This window comes from Streptomyces sp. NPDC050619 (assembly GCF_040654815.1).
Taxonomy (GTDB): domain Bacteria; phylum Actinomycetota; class Actinomycetes; order Streptomycetales; family Streptomycetaceae; genus Streptomyces.
Window position 1 is genome coordinate 105,855 of record NZ_JBFAIR010000015.1, and the last position, 19,445, is coordinate 125,299.

Sequence of the window (19,445 nt, forward strand, 5' to 3'; positions counted from 1 at the left end):
TCCGGCTTCGTACGGACAAGTAAGGCGAGAGTGTGACATTGGCCGCAGTCCACTCACCGCAGCGTCCCACTCGGCATGGAGGCGCCGACCCCATAACCGGAAATGCGAGTCTTCGATCTCTCCGTCCCGTTAGGCTGCATTGCCTTGCTCTCGGTTCGCACACGGTGCACAGGATGTGCACCTCTCCTGAACACGAACCGGAGTCGACCATACCGGCCGACGCTCCGCACACAAGTCCCCCCTCCTCGGCCACGAATGGGATGGGGGACGAACCATCAATTCCTTCAATTACCGGGCGTGTCGCACCAATTCATAGGCTTCCCACAGATTCCCACCCATGTAGGAATGGGTCGATATCCCCGACAGATGGCGGTCCGCATTGACCGCGACAGAGATCGGCACCGCACTGAACAGGTCTTTGTCCGACAGCGAGTCGCCATAGGCGATGCAGTCGGCCCGGGTCACTCCGAACTCCTCACACAGCCGGTCGGCGATCCGGACCTTGGCCGCGGCACTGAGGACTCCAGCGGGGTCTACTGGCTCGGTGAAAGGCACCGCCGGAAAACGGGACCCGTACGCGGCATGCGCGCCCCAGCCGATGAGGCGCTCCACGAAGAAGGACGGGGAGAGCGACACGACGGCGCAGTAGTCACCCTCCCGTCTGATCTCCGCCCACACATCGCGGATACGGGCCAGCCACGGGGCGCCTTCGAAGGCCGCCGCCACATCAGCCTCCGTGAGTTCCGCCCACAACTCATACGCCCGTGCCGCGTACTCCGGTGGTCCGATCAGACCTGCCCCGATCGCCTGGTCCAGCGCCACCGCCTCGGCTTCCAGCCCGAGTTGCCGGGAGATCTCCACGGGCGCGGTCGTCCCGTGCAACAACGTGCCGTCGAGGTCGAAGAGATGAAGTCTCGCCATGCCCCTGAGGCTAATGGGATACGTTTCCGGCTCCTCGGCCGACCGCCGTCGGACAGGTCCCGTTCGCCGACGTTTCACGTGAAACACCCAGCGCCTCTTCTTACGCTGTGCGGTTGCCCATGACATGGCCAAAAGCTCGCACGTCCCCGCGGAAACGGGTGGACGCCGAGGGCCCGCGTCGGACAGCCTGACCTGCGTGCCGACTCCTTCCTCCACCGCTCTGCCCATCCGCCGCCTGACGCTTCGCGATCTCGCCGCCTGCGCCGACTTGTCGGAGGACCGGGGGTGGCCACGCGAGGAGCACAAGTGGGGCTTCCTCCTCACCGCCGGGAAGGGCTACGGCATCGACGACCCCGACGGCGGGCTCGTCGCCGCCTGCGTCGTCACCGAGTACGGCCTTCAGGACCGTCCCGACCTCGGGGCCATCGGGATGGTGCTGGTCGCCGAACGGCATGCCCGCCAGGGCATCGGACGCCGACTCATGCGACACATCGTCTCGGAGATGAACACCACACCCCTGACCTTGCACGCGACGCCGTACGGCCGCCCGCTCTACGAGGAACTCGGCTTCAAGGTCACCGGCCACGCCGAAATGCTGCGCGGACACTTCACGCCGGAGGAGACGAAGCCCGGGATCGCTACCCGCTCGGCCACCGCTGAGGACCTCACCACGATCCTCCAGCTCGACGAGGAGGCGTTCGGCGCAGATCGCACGCATCTCATCACCCGGCTGCCCGCCTTCGCCGACCAGTTGCGTGTCGCCGAGGAGAACGGCCGGATCATCGGATACGCGGCCGCCTGGCCCAATATGGACACCCACGTCGTGGGCCCGCTGATCGCCCGCGACACACCGACGGCCCAGGCACTGGTCGCTTCTCTCGCCGCCCACACCGACCGGCCGCTACGCACCGACATCGACGTGCGGCACGAAGAGCTTCTGGTGTGGGCGAAGGAGCACGGTCTGGCATCCGTCGACTTCAACGCGGTCATGACGTACGGCATCGGAGAACTCCCCGGCGACTGGAGCCGGCGGTTCGCTCCCCTGACGGTGGCCGCGGGCTGATGGGAGATCTTGAGATACGGTCCGCCACGTCGGACGACATCCCCGCCATCGTCGCAATGCTCGCCGACGACCCCCTGGGCTCCCAGCGGGAGTCACCGGACGACCTCACGCCGTACCTGGCGGCACTGGAGCGCCTCACGTCCGACCCCAACCAGCACCTGGTCGTCGCCATTCGTGAGGACCGTGTCGTCGGCACGCTCCAGCTCACGGTCATTCCGGGACTGTCCCGGCGCGGTTCCACCCGGTCGATCATCGAAGGCGTGCGTATCCACGCCGATGAGCGCGGCAGCGGCCTGGGGACACGGCTCATCGAGTGGGCGATCGACGAATCCCGCCGGCAGGACTGTCAGTTGGTCCAGCTGACATCCGACAACACCCGCACGGATGCCCACCGCTTCTATGAACGGCTCGGCTTCACGTCCTCACACGTGGGCTTCAAGCTCCAACTGTGAGTCGTGATGCCTCCGTGTGTGAGACCTGCGTGTTGTCAGACGGCGAAGGGTTCTGTTTCACGTGAAACAGAACCCTTGCCGGGCGGCGCGTCTAGCCGATGCCCCGCCACCCCTCGGAATCGACCCCGCCCGGCACGGAAGCACCCTCCTCGTACGGCTGACGCGTGAAAACGAACGACCCGAGGTCGAGATGGCTGACGGACCCGTCCGGGCGCCGTACGGCCTTCAGGAGCTCTCCGGCGTAGTAGCCCTCCAGACCGGTCCAAGTACCGTCGCCGTTCGCCCGGAACCGCGAGCGGCGGCCGTTGCCGGACAAGGGCTCCAGCGAGACGAGCCCATCGGCCGTCGCCCGCAGGGCGAATGCCTGCGTCCCCCAGTACCACTGGCCCGCCAACTCCAGGACAGGCGCCTCGACTTCGGACAAGGGCCGCCACGGATCGGGAATCCGCGGTTCGGCCTCGGCGACGATCCGTACGAGATCGGCGCCCACGGCCGACAGCTGCGGGCCGGAGGTGCAGTTGGCCAGAACCACCGCCGCGACATCGTCTGCCACGCTGATCGTGAGGTTCGCCAGAAAGCCCGGCAATGAGCCGGAGTGACCCACGAGCAGTCGGCCGTCCCGATGCTGGATCTGCAACCCAAGACCGTACGTGGCACCGTCCACGACATCCGCGGCCTCGGCCGGCGCCGCAGGTGTCCGCATCTCCCGCACGGTCCCCGCACTCAGCACCCGGTCGTCCCCCTTGGCCAGGAAGACCGCGAACCGCGCCAAATCTCCTGTAGTGGACCAGAGTTGGCCCGCCGGAGCCATCCGGCCGAGGTCCTCGATCGGCTCGGGCAGCATCACATCCGCCCAGGGATGCACCGCCCAGCCCCCCGCATGGGGCGCCCGCGGCCGCGTGCTCGTGCGGTCGAGGCCCAGAGGTTCGAGCACTTCACGCCGCAATACCTCCACCCACGGAGCCCCTCGCAGTTTCTCGACCAGTGCGCCCAGCAAGGTGTAGCCGGGGTTGGAGTAGTGGTGGCGGCGGCCGACCGGATGCCGGAAGGGCTTTTCGCCCAGCACGTCCGCGAGTTCGGGACGCAGGGACCCAGGGGTGCGCTCCCACCACGGCGCGGGTGACTCGGCCGCCAACCCGCTTGTGTGCGCGAGCAGTTCAGCGATGGTGGCCTCCCCCGCGCCGGTGCCCGGGACGTGCTTCTCCAGCGGGTCGCCCAGGTCGAGCACGCCCTCGTCACGCAACCGCAGTACGAGAACGGCGGTGAAGGTCTTGGTGATCGAGCCGATCCGGAACTGCACGTTCTCGTCCGGCCCGTGCCCCTCCACCGAGGTCCGCGCACCGTGCCACACGGCACGGCCCTCCCGTACGACCGCGGCGACCAGCGACGGCGCACGCCCTTCGGCCTGGGCCACGGCGATCCGGTGCAGCAATGCCCGCCGCGTGCCGGGGAGCAACTCTTCCTGAGGTGTCGTCATGGCCCCAGTCGACCCCGTCGGACGCTCGGGAGTCGAGCGCATTGGCCCACGGGTCGTGTGGGGTCTCGCCGCCGATGACATGTCGATCTTCTGTGACCTGCTGGTTCTCTGTTGTCTCACCGCGATGTCACCCAAGATCAGTCTCAGATCGATGCCATTTCCTCGGCGGAACGATGAGTCTGCGGCTGAGCCACCGAGCACGAGGACTACATGTGGGCTCAGATCGCGCACCGATGAGTTTCCCGCGCCGCGCCGGTCCGTACGCGTGAGACCGACTCAGGGAAGGCTGGCGGCATGCGGAAACTGATCTACGGCATGAACGTGACCCTGGACGGCTACATCGCCGCGCCCGGCGACGACATCGGCTGGAGCGTGCCGAGCGACGAGCTGTTCCAGTTTTGGTCCGACCAGTTGCAGGCGACCGAACTGTCGCTGTACGGGCGCAAGCTGTGGCAGACGATGAGCTCCTACTGGCCGACCGGTGACCAGCAGCCCAACACCACCCCGGCGGAGATCGAGTTCGCGCGCCGCTGGCGGGACATGTCGAAGGTGGTGTTCTCCTCGACGATCGACAAGGTCGACTGGAACACCCGCCTGGTCACCGGCGGCGCGGTCGCCGAGATCACCCGGCTCAAGGCCGAGGACGGCGGCCCGATGGACATCGGCGGCGCGACGCTCGCCGGGGCGGCCATGCGGGCCGGGCTGATTGACGAGTACGTGCTGGCCACCGCGCCGGTCCTGGTGGGCGGCGGCACGCCGTTCTTCACCGCGCTGGACAACTGGGTGAACCTGAATCTGGTGGAGACGCGGACGTTTCCCGGCGGCGTGGTCCTGACCAGGTACGAGACGAGGCGCTAAGCAGCAGCACTTCGGTGGCGATACTTCTCCGCGGTCTCGTGTTCGCCTTGCTGGGCTGACCCCGTCCGAGGCGAGGCAGGAGCGGGATGCTCGGCCCGCTGTCGCGGCGGAGCGGGAGCCGGGGTCCAGTTGTGGAGCCAGGACCGGGCGTACCGGTGCCTCGTCAAACAACAGTGATCACATAGTCGGGTTCTCGGATGGGTGCGTTGTTCCGAACCCGGGACCGGTCCCGGTCACGCCGTAGATGCTTGGGCAGCGTGAAGCAGCGCGGGAGACGGCGGCGGGCGGCGGGCGCTGCTGAGCGCGGTCCGGCCCGGCGCGGGACGTTCGTGGTTCGGTGGCGGCTGCGGATCGGTGGTCTCCTCAGCGGCGTGTTGTTGATCGCTAGCCTGGGCTGGCTGGGGTTCCTCGTGCCGACCAGCCCATGGTGGATCACCGAGGTGTTCCGGCCCGTGGACGACCTTGGCTCGTTTCTGGGGGCGCTGTTCGCCGCGGTCTTGTGGTTGGGCCTGCCCGGGATGGTCGCGGTGCTCGCCGGGATCCGCCCGGGCAACGCCGCGCTACGCCGACGCGTGCTAGCCATGGACGGCGAGGGCGTGTGGATCTACGAGTCGGCGAAATGGTGGTCCGCCCCGCGCCTGGTGCCATGGCGCGCCGCCAACCCCGTTCGCGTGTATTCCCTTGATCACACCGACATCGATCCTGCCGACACCGGGCCGGGACCAACGTTGGTGCCGTGGGACTTCCTGCAGTTTGGCGATCCCCCGCAGGCCACCATCCACCTGCTGTGGTTGACCGCGACCGCCGAGGACATCGTCGCGCAGGCCCGGCGCCGTCGACCGGATCTCACCGTCCTCGACCAGCGCACGCCCCGGTTATCGGGTCTTGGCGGTTGGGTACTACGTCGGCGTCGCCGGACCCGCTCCCGGATGATCACGCTCCGGCGTCAGCGGAGCAGATAGCCAGCGCCGCGCATGGTGTGGAGCACGGATGGTGGGCCGAGTTTTGCGGCTTAGCCCGGCGATTAGCACGTTGAGCACCTTCGACTCGGGCGGCACCAGCTCGTCCCAGGCCCGCGCGATCAGCTCGGCGCCGCGGACCGGCCAGCCCGCCATGGGGCGGCCGACCAGAGCGACATCACTGCCACGGATTCCCAAGACCGGTCCTCAACTCCGCCGCCGTGCCCACGGAAGCTAACCGTCGCTTCCATACTCACGCCCGGCCCGGAACTGGAATGATGTGCCAAGAGGGATGGTCAGGCAGACGCCCGGTTCGAGCACGACGGTCTGCTCATGGCCGTCCAAACTTCGCCACATGTCTCCGTCACCGGAGACGACGTACCAGATCTCCTGAACGCTGACGTTGAGAATCGGGCACTCAGGGCTGCAGAGTGTCTCGGGCGTTCTCGGACATCCATTGGTTCCTGCACAGCTGAAGAAGCAGTCGGCGAACTTCAGGGCGCTGTTCCATGCCCAGCTGGTGCAGCCGTGGCCGAGGCACTTTTCCGGGAAGTAGGGGTTCTCCCGCCCGAGCAACTGCAGCACCTTCTGCTATCGCTCAAGCGTTCTGGACTCCTTCGAGAGGTCCCCGCCAGCGGCCGTGATCCGCTGCCGTTCGTCCAGTTGCACTCCTGTCCGGGCTTCGGCGCCTTCGACGTGCGCGAGGTCGTCTCTTGAGGCCGTGAGGATGAACTCGTTGCCGCATGCCTCGATGAAGGCTCCGGACGCGAGCACGGAGGATGTCGCGTAGGAGCGGTGGTCCGACCTGGTACCTATGGGCGCGGTGTCTTCCTCACCGGAGCTTGGTGCCAGGGTTTCCAGTTCGCCGCACGTCCGGGAGAGAGAGCTCGTGGCGCGGGCGTGGTCCAAGGAAAAGTAGTGCCAGACCCAGATCGGTACGCCGTTGTCCACGAGGCCAAGCGTAGACACGGCGCGTCCGGATGCCGCCGTTCAGCAGGTGCCGCAGTGAGAATCCGACACCACGAATGAAAACGAGTGAGAATCCGACAGCTTTAGTGCGACAGGACACCTGCGAATCTCAGCTCGATGTCGGATCCGACATCGATCCGACATCGGCCGTGAGATTCCGACACGGGAGCTGAGATCCCACAAATCGGTAGCTCAGGTCTGTGCCATGTCCACGAACCGCGAGTAGTGGCCCTGGAAGGCGACGGTGATCGTCGCCGTCGGGCCGTTACGGTGCTTGGCCACGATCAGGTCGGCCTCGCCCGCGCGGGGTGATTCCTTCTCGTAGGCGTCCTCACGGTGCAGCAGGATGACCATGTCGGCGTCCTGCTCGATGGAGCCGGACTCGCGCAGGTCGGAGACCATCGGCTTCTTGTCCGTGCGCTGCTCGGGGCCACGGTTCAGCTGGGAGAGCGCGATGACCGGGAGCTCCAGCTCCTTGGCCAGCAGCTTGAGGTTACGGGACATGTCCGAGACCTCCTGCTGACGGCTCTCCGCCCGCTTGGACCCGCCGGACTGCATCAGCTGGAGATAGTCGATGACGACAAGCTTGAGGTCGTTGCGCTGCTTGAGGCGGCGGCATTTGGCGCGGATCTCCATCATCGACAGGTTCGGGGAGTCGTCGATGTAGAGCGGCGCGGCCGAGACGTCCGGCATCCTGCGGGCCAGCCGGGTCCAGTCCTCATCGGTCATCGTGCCCGATCTCATGTGGTGCAGGGCGACGCGGGCCTCGGCCGACAGCAGACGCATCGCGATCTCGTTGCGCCCCATCTCGAGGGAGAAAATGACACTCGGCAGGTTGTTCTTGATCGACGCTGCCCGCGCGAAGTCGAGTGCGAGCGTGGACTTACCCATGGCCGGACGTGCGGCGATGACGATCATCTGGCCCGGGTGCAGTCCGTTGGTGAGCGAATCGAAGTCCGTGAACCCGGTGGGAACGCCGGTCATCTCGCCGCTGCGCGAGCCGATCGCCTCGATCTCGTCGAGGGCGCCCTCCATGATGTCGCCGAGCGGCAGATAGTCCTCGCTGGTGCGCTGCTCGGTGACCGCGTAGATCTCGGCCTGGGCCCGGTTGACGATCTCGTCGACGTCGTCGTCGGCCGCGTAACCCATCTGCGTGATACGGGTGCCGGCCTCGACGAGACGGCGCAGCACCGCGCGCTCGTGGACGATTTCCGCGTAGTACTCGGCGTTCGCCGCCGTCGGCACGGTCTGGACGAGGGTGTGCAGATACGATGCGCCGCCGACCTTGTTGATCTCGCCGCGCTTGGTGAGCTCGGCGGCGATCGTGATGGGGTCGGCCGGCTCGCCCTTGGCATAGACGTCGAGGATCGCCTGGAAGATCGTCTCGTGCGCGGGCTTGTAGAAATCGTGGCCCTTGATGACCTCGACGACGTCGGCGATGGCGTCCTTGGACAGAAGCATGCCGCCGAGGACCGACTGCTCAGCGTCGAGATCCTGCGGCGGCACGCGCTCGAAGGACGAACCCCCGCCGTCCCAGGCGCCGCCCTCCGGGCCGCGGTCATGCTGTTCGTCGCGGCCCCGGGCTCCGTCACCGCGGCGACGGGACGAGGGCAGACGATCACTGGGACCGCTGTCGGCCCACGGATCGTCCAAGGGCTCGGAAATACTCACCGAGCCACCTCCTCCCGTCCGCAGAACGCGGACCTAACCGTGCCTCTCATTTCTACGGCACGGCACTGACAAGTGAGACGCCCAACTCCGGTTCTGGCGCGTCGGTTTTGTGCTGGTTTCCAGGCCGACGAACGGAGTGGGCGCCGCACCACCGTAGGCCTCTCGGCACCGTCAGCCAATCTGGTTATCCACAGGCCATGTGGACGACGGCCCGGATGCTGTGGAGAACCCCGCAAAACCTGTGCACGACCCGGTGGACAGGCCTGTGAACAAGCCTCAACGTCGAGCGCCGCACCTGCCCTGACCTGCCTCTTTCCCGTCCACCGGCTGTGCAGAAGAAAAACTTCCCCAGTCGGATCAAGATCACGTCACACCGTACGGAGCAGCGGGCATCACGAGATCAGCAGTAAGGGGTAATAGGCAATTGCATCTCTTACCTGTGGACGATTAGATTGGTGCTCATGACACAGGCTCCCGCGCCCCCCAGGGCCGCCCGGCGACAGCACGATCGCGAGATCGTCACGCTGGCCGTTCCGGCCTTCGGCGCGCTCGTCGCCGAGCCTCTCTTCGTCATGGCCGACAGCGCGATCGTGGGCCATCTCGGCACGGCGCAACTCGCCGGACTCGGCGTCGCCTCGGCCCTCCTCATGACGGCCGTGAGCGTATTCGTCTTCCTCGCGTACGCCACCACGGCTGCCGTCGCCCGACGCGTCGGAGCAGGCGACCTCCAGGCCGCTATCCGCCAAGGCATGGACGGCATCTGGCTGGCGCTGCTGCTCGGTGCCAGCGTCATCACCGTCGTCCTGCCCATGGCACCGGCCATCGTGGAACTCTTCGGTGCCTCCGACACCGCCGCACCGTATGCGACCACCTATCTGCGGATCTCCGCGCTGGGTATCCCGGCCATGCTCGTCGTCCTCGCCGCGACCGGAATCCTGCGCGGACTACAGGACACGAAGACACCGCTGTACGTCGCCATCGCCGGCTTCGTCGCCAACGCCGCCCTCAACGTAGGCCTCGTCTACGGCGCCGACCTCGGCATCGCGGGCTCCGCCTGGGGCACCGTCATCGCCCAATGCGGCATGGCCGCCGCCTATCTGACCGTGGTCGTCCGAGGTGCTCGTCGGCATGGAGCCTCACTGCGCCCCGACGCCGCCGGGATCAGAGCCTCCGCACAAGCCGGCGTTCCCCTGTTGGTCCGCACGCTCTCGCTACGGGCGATCCTGATGATCGCCACAGCAGTCGCCGCCCGCCTCGGCGACGCCGACATCGCGGCGCACCAGATCATCCTGTCCCTGTGGAGTCTGCTGGCCTTCGCTCTCGACGCCATCGCCATCGCCGGGCAGGCCATCATCGGTCGCTATCTGGGGGCCGGCGACACCCAGGGCGCCCGTCAGGCGTGTCGACGCATGGTGGAGTGGGGCATCGCGGTCGGCGTCGTGCTCGGCGTGCTGGTCGTGATCAGCCGACCGGTGTTCCTGCCATTGTTCACGAGCGACTCCGTGGTCAAGGATGCCGCCCTGCCCGCTCTGGTCATCGTGGCCCTCTGCCAGCCGATCTGCGGCGTCGTCTACGTCCTGGACGGAGTCCTCATGGGCGCCGGCGACGGCCCTTACCTCGCTTGGGCGATGATCCTCACGCTGGCGGTCTTCACCCCGGTCGCACTGCTCGTTCCCACGCTCAGCGGCGGACTGACTGCTCTGTGGGCCACCATGACGCTGATGATGACGGTGCGAATGCTGACCTTGTGGCTGCGTTCCCGCTCCGGCCGCTGGCTGGTGACGGGTGCGACGCGCTGATCGTTTCACGTGAAACCGGCGTTTCACGTGAAACATGGCCCGCCCTCCCCGGCCTCCCGAACGCGGAAGGGGCCGCACCCTACTGGGTGCGGCCCCTTCTCTCAGCAGTCCAAGCCGAGTACGGCGATCAGGCCGCGACAACCTCGATGTTGACCTTGGCGGCAACCTCGGGGTGCAGACGCACGGACGTCTGGTGAGCGCCCAGCGTCTTGATCGGCGCGCCCAGCTCGATGCGGCGCTTGTCGACCTCGGGGCCACCGGAAGCCTTGATCGCGGAAGCGATGTCGGCCGGGGTGACGGAACCGAAGAGACGACCGGCGTCGCCGGAGCGGACGGCCAGACGGACCTTGACGCCCTCGAGCTGGGCCTTCACAGAGTTGGCCTGCTCGATGGTCTGGATCTCGTGGATCTTGCGAGCGCGACGGATCTGCTCGACGTCCTTCTCGCCACCCTTGGTCCAGCGAATCGCGAAGTTCCGCGGGATCAGGTAGTTGCGAGCGTAACCGTCCTTGACGTCGACGACGTCGCCCGCGGCGCCGAGGCCGGAGACCTCGTGGGTGAGGATGATCTTCATGTGTCAGTCACCCTTCCCTTATCGCGCGGTGGAGGTGTAGGGCAGCAGCGCCATCTCACGGCTGTTCTTGACAGCCGTGGCGACGTCACGCTGGTGCTGCGTGCAGTTGCCGGTCACGCGGCGGGCACGGATCTTGCCGCGGTCGGAAATGAACTTCCGCAGCATGTTCGTGTCCTTGTAGTCCACGTACGTGACCTTGTCCTTGCAGAAAGCGCAGACCTTCTTCTTAGGCTTGCGCACAGGCGGCTTCGCCATGGTGTATCTCCTGTGTGATCAAGAAGTGTGGGGTACGGCCCACCCTTGGCCCGAAGGCCTAGAAGGGGGGCTCGTCCGAGTAGCCGCCACCCTGGCCGCCGCCGGAGTTTCCACCCCAGCCGCCGCCACCGCCGCCACCCTGGGTCGGGGCACCACCGGCGGGAGCACCGGTCGCCCACGGGTCGTCGGCGGGAGCACCGCCGCCGCCCTGCTGGCCGCCACCGGGGCTCCCGCCCCAGCCGCCACCCTGGGCGCCGCCACCGCCGCCGCCGCTGTAACCGCCCTGGCCACCGCGGCCGGCGGTCTTGGTGACCTTGGCCGTGGCGCTGCGCAGGCTGGCGCCGACTTCCTCGACGTCCAGCTCGTAGACCGTGCGCTTGACGCCCTCACGGTCCTCGTAGGACCGCTGCTTCAGCCGGCCCTGCACGATGACGCGCATGCCTCGCTGGAGCGACTCGGCGACGTTCTCCGCCGCCTGACGCCAGACCGAGCAGGTCAGGAACAGGCTCTCGCCGTCCTTCCACTCGTTCGTCTGACGGTCGAAGGTGCGGGGGGTGGACGCGACACGGAACTTCGCGACCGCCGCACCGGAGGGGGTGAAGCGCAGCTCGGGGTCGTCGACAAGATTGCCGACGACCGTGATGACGGTCTCGCCTGCCATGGGGAACCTCTCGGCGGGTTTGCTGCTTGGCTGCTTGTGCTGCTACTCGTATCCCGGGATCAGCTGAGCGGGAGAGCTCAGTGCATCTCGGGACGGAGGACCTTGGTCCGGAGGACCGACTCGTTCAGGTTCATCTGGCGGTCGAGCTCCTTGACGACCGCAGGCTCGGCCTGCAGGTCGATGACCGAGTAGATGCCCTCGGGCTTCTTCTTGATCTCGTACGAGAGACGCCGACGGCCCCAGGTGTCGACCTTCTCCACCTTTCCGTTGCCCTCGCGGACGACGGAGAGGAAGTTCTCGATCAGGGGGGCGACAGCGCGCTCCTCCAGATCAGGGTCGAGGATGACCATCACCTCGTAGTGACGCATGTGGAACCCACCTCCTTTGGACTCAACGGCCACGGTCGTTCCGTGGCAGGAGGGTTGTGATGCGTACGCAACGGTATCGGCTGCCACTGACAGACGGGGTCCCGTAGGAGAGTCCCTGCCATGACGTGGACAGACACCAGTGCAGACGGTACAGACTACCCGCACACCTGCTTCCGGTTGAAATCCGGCCGCCGGGACGGCCAATCTGTACACATCGGGTGTGTATGGCGCTACGATGCGCCGCTTTTCGCAGGAGGTGCCCCATGGCACAAGCAATGCGACCCAACACCGTCGGGGGGCTGTTCGCCACGGATGGCAAGCCCCACCCGCTCCAGGACGCCCTGCTCGCGGTGACCCTGGTGCTGGGCATCACGTCTTTCGTCACGGCGATGTTCCACAGCCTGCACCTGCTCAGCTCCTGGACAGGCCTGTTGGGGATCATCGTCGGCGCGTACGGGCAGTGGATCTCGGAGACGACCCGCGAACGCTTCGGGCTGATCCTGGGCCTGGGCGCGGCAGGAGTCGGTTTCCTCCTCGGCATGGCGCACGGCGGTCTCTTCGGCGGGGTCGTCGGCTGACGCCACGGACACCAGCAGCTGAACACCTCACATAGCACCGCGGAACGCCTCGGCGGCCCAACCGGCCGGGGCGAAGGTTCCGTATGCCCAGTCGGGGCGCTCGCAAGGCGCAGTAGGCTTCCGCGAGAGCCGGAGCCCCTGTACCCATGGGGACACACCAGCCCGAGGAGCGCCCCGAATGAGCCTGACCCTGAGGACGATCAGCCGCGAGCAGCATCTGGCGTACATCCAGAGCCTGCCGTCGGCGAGCCACATGCAGGTTCCCGCCTGGGCCGACGTCAAGGCGGAGTGGCGCTCCGAGAGCCTCGGCTGGTTCGACGACCGCACCGGCGAGATGGTCGGTGCGGGCCTCGTCCTCTACCGGCAGCTACCCAAGATCAAGCGTTATCTCGCCTATCTGCCCGAGGGCCCGGTCATCAACTGGTTCGCGCCGAACCTCACCGACTGGCTGGAACCGATGCTCGCGCACCTCAAGCAACAGGGCGCCTTCTCCGTGAAGATGGGCCCGCCGGTGATCATCCGGCGCTGGGAGGCCACCTCCATCAAAGCGGGCATCCAGAACCCGGACGTGAAGCGGCTGCGGGACATCGAGGCCGACTTCATCGAACCGCGTGCCTTCGAGGTCGCCGACAAGCTGCGCCGCATGGGCTGGCAGCAGGGCGAGGACGGGGGCGCCGGCTTCGGGGACGTACAGCCGCGCTACGTCTACCAGGTGCCGCTGGCGAACCGCTCCCTGGAAGAGGTCCACAAGAACTTCAACCAGCTGTGGCGCCGCAACATCAAGAAGGCCGAGAAGGCCGGCGTCGAGGTCGTCCAGGGTGGTTACCACGACCTGGAGGAATGGCAGCGCCTGTACGAGATCACGGCCGTGCGTGACCACTTCCGGCCCCGACCGCTGTCGTACTTCCAGCGGATGTGGACGGCCCTCAACTCCGAGGACCCCAACCGGATGCGGCTGTACTTCGCCCGGCACGAGGGCGTGAACCTGTCGGCGGCGACGATGCTGATCGTCGGCGGGCACGTCTGGTACTCCTACGGCGCCTCCGACAACATCGGCCGTGAGGTCCGGCCCTCGAACGCGATGCAGTGGCGGATGCTGCGCGACGCCTACGCGCTCGGCGCCACCGTCTACGACCTGCGGGGCATCTCGGACTCGCTGGACGAGACCGACCACCTCTTCGGCCTGATCCAGTTCAAGGTGGGCACGGGCGGGCAGGCCGCCGAGTACCTCGGCGAGTGGGACTTCCCGCTGAACAAGCTGCTCCACAAGGCGCTCGACATCTACATGTCGCGCCGCTGACGTCACGTTCTTCGCTTCAATAGCTCCCATACCTCTGATACACCGCAGCCACGAGAAAGGTTCCAGGTCCGGCCATGGCGCTCACCCTCTACGTCGACACCGCGCGCTGGCGGGCGCACCACAAGCACGTGCAGGAGCAGTTCCCGGGACTCGTCCCGGTCTGCAAGGGCAACGGCTACGGCTTCGGACACGAGCGGCTCGCGGAGGAGGCCACTCGGCTGGGCTCGGACGTCCTCGCTGTCGGAACGACGTACGAGGCCGCGCGGATCAAGGACTGGTTCGGCGGTGACCTGCTGGTGCTGACGCCGTACCGGCGCGGCGAGGAGCCTGTCCCGCTGCCCGACCGGGTCGTCCGCTCGGTGTCGTCGATCGACGGTGTCTACGGCCTGGTGGGCGCCCGGGTGGTCATCGAGGTGATGTCCTCGATGAAGCGGCACGGCATCAGCGAGCGGGATCTGCCCCAACTGCACGCGGCCATAGAGAACGTCCGCCTGGAAGGCTTCGCGATCCACCTGCCGCTGGACCGTACCGACGGCTCGGACGCCGTCGAGGAGGTCATCGGCTGGATGGACCGCCTGCGCGCGGCCCGACTGCCGCTGCACACGATGTTCGTCAGCCACCTCAAGGCCGAGGACCTCGCCCGGTTGCAGCAACAGTTCCCGCAGACCCGCTTCCGCGCCCGCATCGGCACACGGCTGTGGCTGGGCGACCACGAGGCCACCGAGTACCGCGGCGCGGTCCTGGACGTCACACGTGTCTCCAAGGGCGACCGCTTCGGCTACCGGCAGCAGAAGGCGGCCTCCGACGGCTTCCTGGTGGTCGTGGCGGGCGGTACGTCGCACGGGGTCGGTCTGGAGGCTCCCAAGGCCCTGCACGGCGTCATGCCACGCGCCAAGGGCGTCGCGCGCGCAGGCCTCGCCACGGTCAACCGGAACCTTTCGCCATTCGTCTGGGGCGGCAAGCAGCGCTGGTTCGCCGAGCCGCCGCACATGCAGGTCTCGATCCTGTTCGTGCCGTCCGACGCCCCGGAGCCGAAGGTCGGCGAGGAACTGGCGGCCCATCTGCGGCACACCACCACGCAGTTCGACCGCATCGTCGACCGCTGAGCAACGCCGAGACAGCCGAAAGGCCGTACACGGAACTCCGTGTACGGCCTTTTGTGTGGGGTCACCCACACCACGTTCGCTCAGAGCGAACGGTCCGCCGAGGACGGCGTTTCCTGGCTGCCCCACTCCACCTGAGGCCCGTCGAAGTGGGCCGCGTGGCGCGGCGGATACGCGGCTGGGCCGAGGACGAAGACGTCCTCCGCGCCGTTGAGCACACCCCCGGAGGGGTCGTCATCTCCGGCTTGGCGCACCACGTCCCGCTCCGGCATGAAGATGTCACGCACGACCACCACACACAGGTACAGCGTGCCCAGCAGATGCAGAGCGATGGCCCAGTGGTAGCCGTCGGTGGGCAGACCCTTGTGAGCGTCTCCGCTGGTCGTGTACGCGAGGTACAGCCAGATCCCCAGGAAGTACGCCACCTCGCACGCCTGCCAGATCAGGAAGTCCCGCCACTTCGGCCGGGCCAGCGCGGCCAGCGGCACCAGCCAGAGGACGTACTGCGGCGAATAGACCTTGTTGGTGAGGATGAACGCCGCGACGATCAGGAAGGCGAGTTGGGCGAAGCGCGGACGGCGCGGTGCGGTCAGCACCATGGCCGCGATGCCCGCGCAGCACAGCAGCATCAGCAGCGTCGCCAGGTTGTTGACGGTGTCGGTGCTGGGCGGGTTGCTCGAGTTCTGGGACCAGATCAGCCAGAAGGAGCCGAAGTCGACGCCCCGCTCCTGGCTGAATGTGTAGAACTTCGACCAGCCGTCGAAGGCGAAGAGCATCACGGGCAGGTTCACCACCAGCCAGGCGACGATCGTGCCTGCCAGGGCCGTGCCGTACTCCCGCCACTTGCCCGCCCGCCAGCACAGCACAAGCAGCGGGCCGAGCAGCAGGACGGGATAGAGCTTGGCGGCCGTGGCGAGCCCCAGCAGGACGCCGAAGGCGAGGGAGCGGCCCCGCGACCACATCAGCATCGCGGCGGCCGTCAGAGCGACCGCCAGCAGGTCCCAGTTGATGGTTGCGGTCAGTGCGAAGGCGGGCGCCAGGGCGACCAGCAGCGCGTCCCAGGGCCGGCGGGCGTGCGTCCGGGCCACGCATACGGCGATGACGGCGGCGCACACCATCAGCATTCCGGCGTTGACCATCCAGTACCACTGCTCCTGGTCCTGGATGCTGCCGCTGCTGGGCGTGAGCCAGCTGGCGGCCTCCATGAACACTCCGGTGAGGACCGGGTATTCGAGGTACTGCATGTCGCCAGGCAGCTTGTCGAAGTACGGCACGAGCCCGTCGGCGAAGCCGCGCCCCTGGTAGAGGTGCGGGATGTCCGAGTAGCACGCATGCGTGTACTGCGAGCTCGCGCCGAAGAACCAGGCGCCGTTGTAGCAGGGCGCCTTCTGGACCAGGCCGAGGGCGAACATACCGATCGCGACAAGCGCGATCACCCGGACGGGAGTCCACCAGGACGTCCCGAACAGGGCGCGCCGCCCGATGGGGCCGCCGATCAGTTCGCTGCCGGCCGCGGCGACCGCGTCGTCCTTCGTCGGCCGCACCGGCTCCGGCTCGTGCACGCTCGCTGGCGTCGATTCTGCGCTGGGCATGTCGCACATCCTGCCGTACGCGCCTGGGAGTACGCCGAGGGCCGCCACACCTGGTGGGTGTGGCGGCCCATGTTTCACGTGAAACACCCTCGACGGGCGATACGGCGACTATCCGGTCGAGCCTCCGAAGAGACCTCCGTTGCCGTTTCCTCTGGTGTTGCCGTTCCCGTCTGTCTCCGTGACCGACGGTGATGGAGATGTACCTCCGTCGGTGCCACCGGTGTCCGTCCCGCCGGTTTGGTCGCCGGTGCACTGCCAGTCGAACTGGCAGGACTCGGTCGGCGTGGGCGACGGAGAGGTCGCTGTCTCGCTCGGCGTCGGGGTGGCCGACGGGGTCTCAGTGATCGTCGGGGTCGGCGTGGGCGTGGGCGTGGGGCTCGGAACGTCATTGACGACCTCGCCGATGGGCTCCGGAGTCGGGAAGGGCTCCGCGGGCTCGCCCTTCAGCGCCTGCTGCATGTAGTCGCGCCAGATCTGGGACGGGAACGACGCGCCGTGGATCTCCTTCTCGCCGCCCGTCCCGTACATCTCCAGGAACTCGCGGTTCTTCCTTGTCTCGTCGTCGTCCATCCGGAACATGCTGATCGACGTGGCCAGCTGCGTGGTGTAGCCGACGAACCAGGCGGACTTGTTGCCGTCGGTGGTACCGGTCTTGCCCGCCACCTCACGGCCGGGCAGCTGGGCGTTCGTACCCGTACCGTCCTCGACCACGGTCTTGAGCACATCCGTGACGTTGTCGGCGACGATCGGCTCGAACGCCGTCTTGGTCGCGACCTTGTGGGTGAAGACCAGGCCGTCCTTGTCCGTGACCTTCTGCACGGAGAACGGCTCACGCTGCTTGCCGCTGGCCGCGAAGGTGGCATACGCGCCCGCCATACGGATCGCGCTGGGGTCGGAGATACCGATGGAGAAGGACGGGAAGCTGGTGCCGGCGAGGCTGCTCTCCTTGAGGCCGGCGTCCATGGCCGACTCCTTCACCTTGTCCAGCCCGACGTCCATGCCGAGCTGTACGTAGGCGGAGTTCACCGACTCCCGCATCGCCTCGCGGAGGTCGATCTGGTAGTTCGGCGGGCTGCCGTACGACTGCTTGCCGTCATTCTCCTGGAGCCACTCCTTGCCCTTCTCGTTCTTCCAGATCGTCCCGTCGTAGTTCTTGATCTTGAGATCGTTCTTGCCGCTGTACAGGCTCTTCGCAGAGACCTTGGTGCGCTCGTCCTGTGCCTGGTTCGGTTCGAGGTCAGGATCGCGCACGCCCCACTTCATCGCCGCCGCGAGCACGAGTGGCTTGAACGTCGAACCGACCTGGGCGCCGGTCGCGTCGGCGTTGTTGGTGAAGTGCTTCGTCGCGTCCTCACCGCCGTAGATGGCCTTGATGGCGCCGGTCGCCGGATCCACGGAAGCACCGCCGAACTGGACATACTTGTCCGTCTTCGGACGCTTCTTGGGATCGATCTTCGCCTTCTGGACCTTCTGGACCGCGGTTTCGAGCTCGTTGACCTTCTTCTTGTCGAAGGTCGTGTAGATCGACAAGCCGCCTTGCTGCACTTTGTCGGCGCTGACGATGTTGTTGTTGATCAGGTACGCCTTGGCGAGGTCGACGAGGTAGCCGACCTGACCGCTCAGCTCGTTGTTCGACCGGGGGTTCTTCCAGTCGGGGAGCGTCTTGTACTTGGCCCGCGTCGTCGGGCTCAGATGGCCGTACTCGACCATCTTGTCGAGGGTGTCCTGCATCTGTACCAGGGCCCGCTTTTGGTTGGCCGCGGGAGTGGCACCGGTCGGGTCGATGGACTCCGATCCCGCCGGGTCGTAGTACGTGGCGCCCTTGAGCGTCGCAGCCAAGAAGGCACACTCGCCCTCATTCAGGTCGACGGCGTCCTTGTTGAAGTACGCGCGCGCGGCCGCCTGGATGCCGTAGGCCCCACGTCCGTAGTACGCGGAGTTCAGGTAGCCCTCCATGATCTTGTCCTTCGACATGGTGGTGCCCACCTTGATCGAGACGAAGATCTCCTTGAACTTCCGCGAGACGGTCTGGGACTGGTCGTCCAGCATCGCGTTCTTGACGTACTGCTGAGTGATGGTGGAGCCACCCTGCGTCTCGCCGCCGCTGGCCATGTTGAACACGGCACGGGCGATGCCCTTCGGGTCGATGCCGTTGTCGGTCTCGAAGGTCTTGTTCTCCTGCGAGATGACGGCGTTCTGCATCGCCTTGGGGATCTGTGCGAGGTTGACCATCTGGCGGTTCGTCTCACCGCCCGTGGCGACCATCTCGCTGCCGTCGGCCCAGTAGAAGACGTTGTTCTGGGCCTCCGCGGTCTCCGCGACGTTCGGGACGCTCACCATGGCGTACCCGATGCCCGCGACGGCCACCAGGCTTCCGACGAAGCCGATGCACAGTCCGGACACGAGCTTCCAGGAGGGCATCCAGCGGCGCCACCCGTACTTGCCCGCCCGCGGATAGTCGATGATCCGGTTCCTGCTGGAGGCAGCCGAGCGCCCGCGCCCGGGACCGTTCGGGCCTCCGGGGCCACGCCGGCCTCCACGGCCGGCGGGTTCGGCCGCTCTGCGTCGGCCGCCGGCGCTTCTCTGTGCTGCCCGGCGGGCCTCCGCACGGCCGCCGTAGGGGCGCTCCTCGCCTCCGGAATCATAGGAACCCGACCCCAGGGAACTCGTCCCCTGGGAGTCGGAAGGAGACTCGGTGGCGCCTCGCGGTGCCGCACGGCGGCCGGAGGACGAGCCGGACTGGCCGCGTCGGGCCGCGGCACGTCCGCCTCCCTGCGGCTGCGGCGGTTTGCGACGGTGCTCGCTCATCGAACGACTACTCCTCGGGCAGGCGCACCTTTGCGCG

General features: G+C 67.1%; 19 protein-coding genes. 8 read left to right on the forward strand and 11 right to left on the reverse strand.

Going from position 1 to position 19,445, the window contains the following annotated elements; translation table 11 throughout:
- Positions 1 to 288: 288 nt before the first annotated feature.
- Positions 289 to 921, reverse strand: a complete 633-nt coding sequence (locus AB0I77_RS24690) for an HAD-IB family phosphatase (protein WP_363284834.1) — start codon at positions 919 to 921, stop codon at positions 289 to 291.
- A gap of 196 nt (positions 922 to 1,117) precedes the next feature.
- Here AB0I77_RS24690 and AB0I77_RS24695 point away from each other — a divergent pair, with 196 nt between their 5' ends.
- On the forward strand, positions 1,118 to 1,984 hold the full coding sequence (locus AB0I77_RS24695; protein ID WP_363284835.1) for a GNAT family N-acetyltransferase: 867 nt from the start codon (positions 1,118 to 1,120) through the stop codon (positions 1,982 to 1,984).
- Positions 1,984 to 2,436, forward strand: a complete 453-nt coding sequence (locus tag AB0I77_RS24700; RefSeq protein ID WP_363284836.1) for a GNAT family N-acetyltransferase — start codon at positions 1,984 to 1,986, stop codon at positions 2,434 to 2,436. Before AB0I77_RS24695 ends, AB0I77_RS24700 begins: the two co-directional genes overlap by 1 nt.
- 91 nt (positions 2,437 to 2,527) lie before the next feature.
- Here AB0I77_RS24700 and AB0I77_RS24705 read toward each other — a convergent pair whose 3' ends face one another.
- Entirely contained in the window at positions 2,528 to 3,913 is a 1,386-nt protein-coding gene (locus AB0I77_RS24705) for a serine hydrolase domain-containing protein (protein WP_363284837.1), read from the reverse strand.
- 294 nt (positions 3,914 to 4,207) lie between these two features.
- Between AB0I77_RS24705 and AB0I77_RS24710 the strand changes: the two genes are divergently transcribed.
- Positions 4,208 to 4,771, forward strand: coding sequence for a dihydrofolate reductase family protein (locus tag AB0I77_RS24710; protein ID WP_363284838.1), 564 nt, complete (start codon positions 4,208 to 4,210; stop codon positions 4,769 to 4,771).
- A gap of 257 nt (positions 4,772 to 5,028) precedes the next feature.
- Positions 5,029 to 5,733 (forward strand): hypothetical protein, encoded by a 705-nt coding sequence (locus tag AB0I77_RS24715; protein ID WP_363284839.1) that lies wholly within the window; start codon positions 5,029 to 5,031, stop codon positions 5,731 to 5,733.
- A gap of 231 nt (positions 5,734 to 5,964) precedes the next feature.
- Here the strand turns inward: AB0I77_RS24715 and AB0I77_RS24720 are convergent, their stop codons facing one another.
- The 3 genes from AB0I77_RS24720 to dnaB all read right to left on the reverse strand — a co-directional run bounded on the left by AB0I77_RS24720 (position 5,965) and on the right by dnaB (position 8,370).
- Complete coding sequence (locus AB0I77_RS24720; RefSeq protein WP_363284840.1) at positions 5,965 to 6,315, reverse strand: hypothetical protein; 351 nt, start codon at positions 6,313 to 6,315, stop codon at positions 5,965 to 5,967.
- A gap of 6 nt (positions 6,316 to 6,321) precedes the next feature.
- Positions 6,322 to 6,681, reverse strand: a complete 360-nt coding sequence (locus tag AB0I77_RS24725; RefSeq protein ID WP_363284841.1) for a hypothetical protein — start codon at positions 6,679 to 6,681, stop codon at positions 6,322 to 6,324.
- Between the two features lie 210 nt (positions 6,682 to 6,891).
- Positions 6,892 to 8,370, reverse strand: a complete 1,479-nt coding sequence (dnaB, locus tag AB0I77_RS24730) for a replicative DNA helicase (protein ID WP_363284842.1) — start codon at positions 8,368 to 8,370, stop codon at positions 6,892 to 6,894.
- A gap of 461 nt (positions 8,371 to 8,831) precedes the next feature.
- Here dnaB and AB0I77_RS24735 point away from each other — a divergent pair, with 461 nt between their 5' ends.
- Positions 8,832 to 10,169 (forward strand): MATE family efflux transporter, encoded by a 1,338-nt coding sequence (locus AB0I77_RS24735; RefSeq protein ID WP_363284843.1) that lies wholly within the window; start codon positions 8,832 to 8,834, stop codon positions 10,167 to 10,169.
- 127 nt (positions 10,170 to 10,296) lie between these two features.
- Here the strand turns inward: AB0I77_RS24735 and rplI are convergent, their stop codons facing one another.
- From rplI to rpsF, 4 genes are all read right to left on the reverse strand, one after another.
- The gene (gene rplI / locus AB0I77_RS24740; protein ID WP_363284844.1) at positions 10,297 to 10,743 is read right to left on the reverse strand and encodes a 50S ribosomal protein L9; all 447 of its coding nucleotides are present in this window, start codon (positions 10,741 to 10,743) and stop codon (positions 10,297 to 10,299) included.
- Positions 10,744 to 10,761: 18 nt separating this feature from the next.
- Positions 10,762 to 10,998, reverse strand: coding sequence for a 30S ribosomal protein S18 (gene rpsR / locus AB0I77_RS24745; protein WP_003949403.1), 237 nt, complete (start codon positions 10,996 to 10,998; stop codon positions 10,762 to 10,764).
- A 58-nt stretch (positions 10,999 to 11,056) separates the two neighbouring features.
- The gene (locus AB0I77_RS24750) at positions 11,057 to 11,659 is read right to left on the reverse strand and encodes a single-stranded DNA-binding protein (protein WP_363284845.1); all 603 of its coding nucleotides are present in this window, start codon (positions 11,657 to 11,659) and stop codon (positions 11,057 to 11,059) included.
- 77 nt (positions 11,660 to 11,736) lie between these two features.
- The gene (rpsF, locus tag AB0I77_RS24755) at positions 11,737 to 12,027 is read right to left on the reverse strand and encodes a 30S ribosomal protein S6 (RefSeq protein ID WP_086797674.1); all 291 of its coding nucleotides are present in this window, start codon (positions 12,025 to 12,027) and stop codon (positions 11,737 to 11,739) included.
- Between the two features lie 263 nt (positions 12,028 to 12,290).
- Between rpsF and AB0I77_RS24760 the strand changes: the two genes are divergently transcribed.
- The 3 genes from AB0I77_RS24760 (at position 12,291) to AB0I77_RS24770 (ending at position 15,011) form a co-directional block, all read left to right on the forward strand.
- Positions 12,291 to 12,605, forward strand: coding sequence for a hypothetical protein (locus tag AB0I77_RS24760; RefSeq protein WP_363284846.1), 315 nt, complete (start codon positions 12,291 to 12,293; stop codon positions 12,603 to 12,605).
- Positions 12,606 to 12,783: 178 nt separating this feature from the next.
- Complete coding sequence (femX, locus tag AB0I77_RS24765; RefSeq protein ID WP_363284847.1) at positions 12,784 to 13,905, forward strand: peptidoglycan bridge formation glycyltransferase FemX; 1,122 nt, start codon at positions 12,784 to 12,786, stop codon at positions 13,903 to 13,905.
- A 74-nt stretch (positions 13,906 to 13,979) separates the two neighbouring features.
- The gene (locus AB0I77_RS24770) at positions 13,980 to 15,011 is read left to right on the forward strand and encodes an alanine racemase (RefSeq protein WP_363284848.1); all 1,032 of its coding nucleotides are present in this window, start codon (positions 13,980 to 13,982) and stop codon (positions 15,009 to 15,011) included.
- An 80-nt stretch (positions 15,012 to 15,091) separates the two neighbouring features.
- On the opposite strand, the gene AB0I77_RS24775 is transcribed toward AB0I77_RS24770, so the two are convergent.
- Positions 15,092 to 16,609 (reverse strand): glycosyltransferase 87 family protein, encoded by a 1,518-nt coding sequence (locus tag AB0I77_RS24775; RefSeq protein WP_363284955.1) that lies wholly within the window; start codon positions 16,607 to 16,609, stop codon positions 15,092 to 15,094.
- A gap of 99 nt (positions 16,610 to 16,708) precedes the next feature.
- Complete coding sequence (locus AB0I77_RS24780) at positions 16,709 to 19,408, reverse strand: transglycosylase domain-containing protein (protein WP_363284849.1); 2,700 nt, start codon at positions 19,406 to 19,408, stop codon at positions 16,709 to 16,711.
- Positions 19,409 to 19,445: the final 37 nt, after the last annotated feature.

Coding starts and splice junctions, on each gene's coding strand:
- AB0I77_RS24770 (WP_363284848.1), top strand. CDS start 13,980: ATGGCGCTCACCCTCTACGTCGACACCGCGCGCTGGCGGGCGCACCAC.
- AB0I77_RS24750 (WP_363284845.1), bottom strand. CDS start 11,659: ATGGCAGGCGAGACCGTCATCACGGTCGTCGGCAATCTTGTCGACGAC.
- rplI (WP_363284844.1), bottom strand. CDS start 10,743: ATGAAGATCATCCTCACCCACGAGGTCTCCGGCCTCGGCGCCGCGGGC.
- rpsR (WP_003949403.1), bottom strand. CDS start 10,998: ATGGCGAAGCCGCCTGTGCGCAAGCCTAAGAAGAAGGTCTGCGCTTTC.
- AB0I77_RS24780 (WP_363284849.1), bottom strand. CDS start 19,408: ATGAGCGAGCACCGTCGCAAACCGCCGCAGCCGCAGGGAGGCGGACGT.
- AB0I77_RS24760 (WP_363284846.1), top strand. CDS start 12,291: ATGGCACAAGCAATGCGACCCAACACCGTCGGGGGGCTGTTCGCCACG.
- AB0I77_RS24690 (WP_363284834.1), bottom strand. CDS start 921: ATGGCGAGACTTCATCTCTTCGACCTCGACGGCACGTTGTTGCACGGG.
- AB0I77_RS24700 (WP_363284836.1), top strand. CDS start 1,984: ATGGGAGATCTTGAGATACGGTCCGCCACGTCGGACGACATCCCCGCC.
- AB0I77_RS24705 (WP_363284837.1), bottom strand. CDS start 3,913: ATGACGACACCTCAGGAAGAGTTGCTCCCCGGCACGCGGCGGGCATTG.
- AB0I77_RS24775 (WP_363284955.1), bottom strand. CDS start 16,609: ATGTGCGACATGCCCAGCGCAGAATCGACGCCAGCGAGCGTGCACGAG.
- rpsF (WP_086797674.1), bottom strand. CDS start 12,027: ATGCGTCACTACGAGGTGATGGTCATCCTCGACCCTGATCTGGAGGAG.
- femX (WP_363284847.1), top strand. CDS start 12,784: ATGAGCCTGACCCTGAGGACGATCAGCCGCGAGCAGCATCTGGCGTAC.
- AB0I77_RS24710 (WP_363284838.1), top strand. CDS start 4,208: ATGCGGAAACTGATCTACGGCATGAACGTGACCCTGGACGGCTACATC.
- AB0I77_RS24735 (WP_363284843.1), top strand. CDS start 8,832: ATGACACAGGCTCCCGCGCCCCCCAGGGCCGCCCGGCGACAGCACGAT.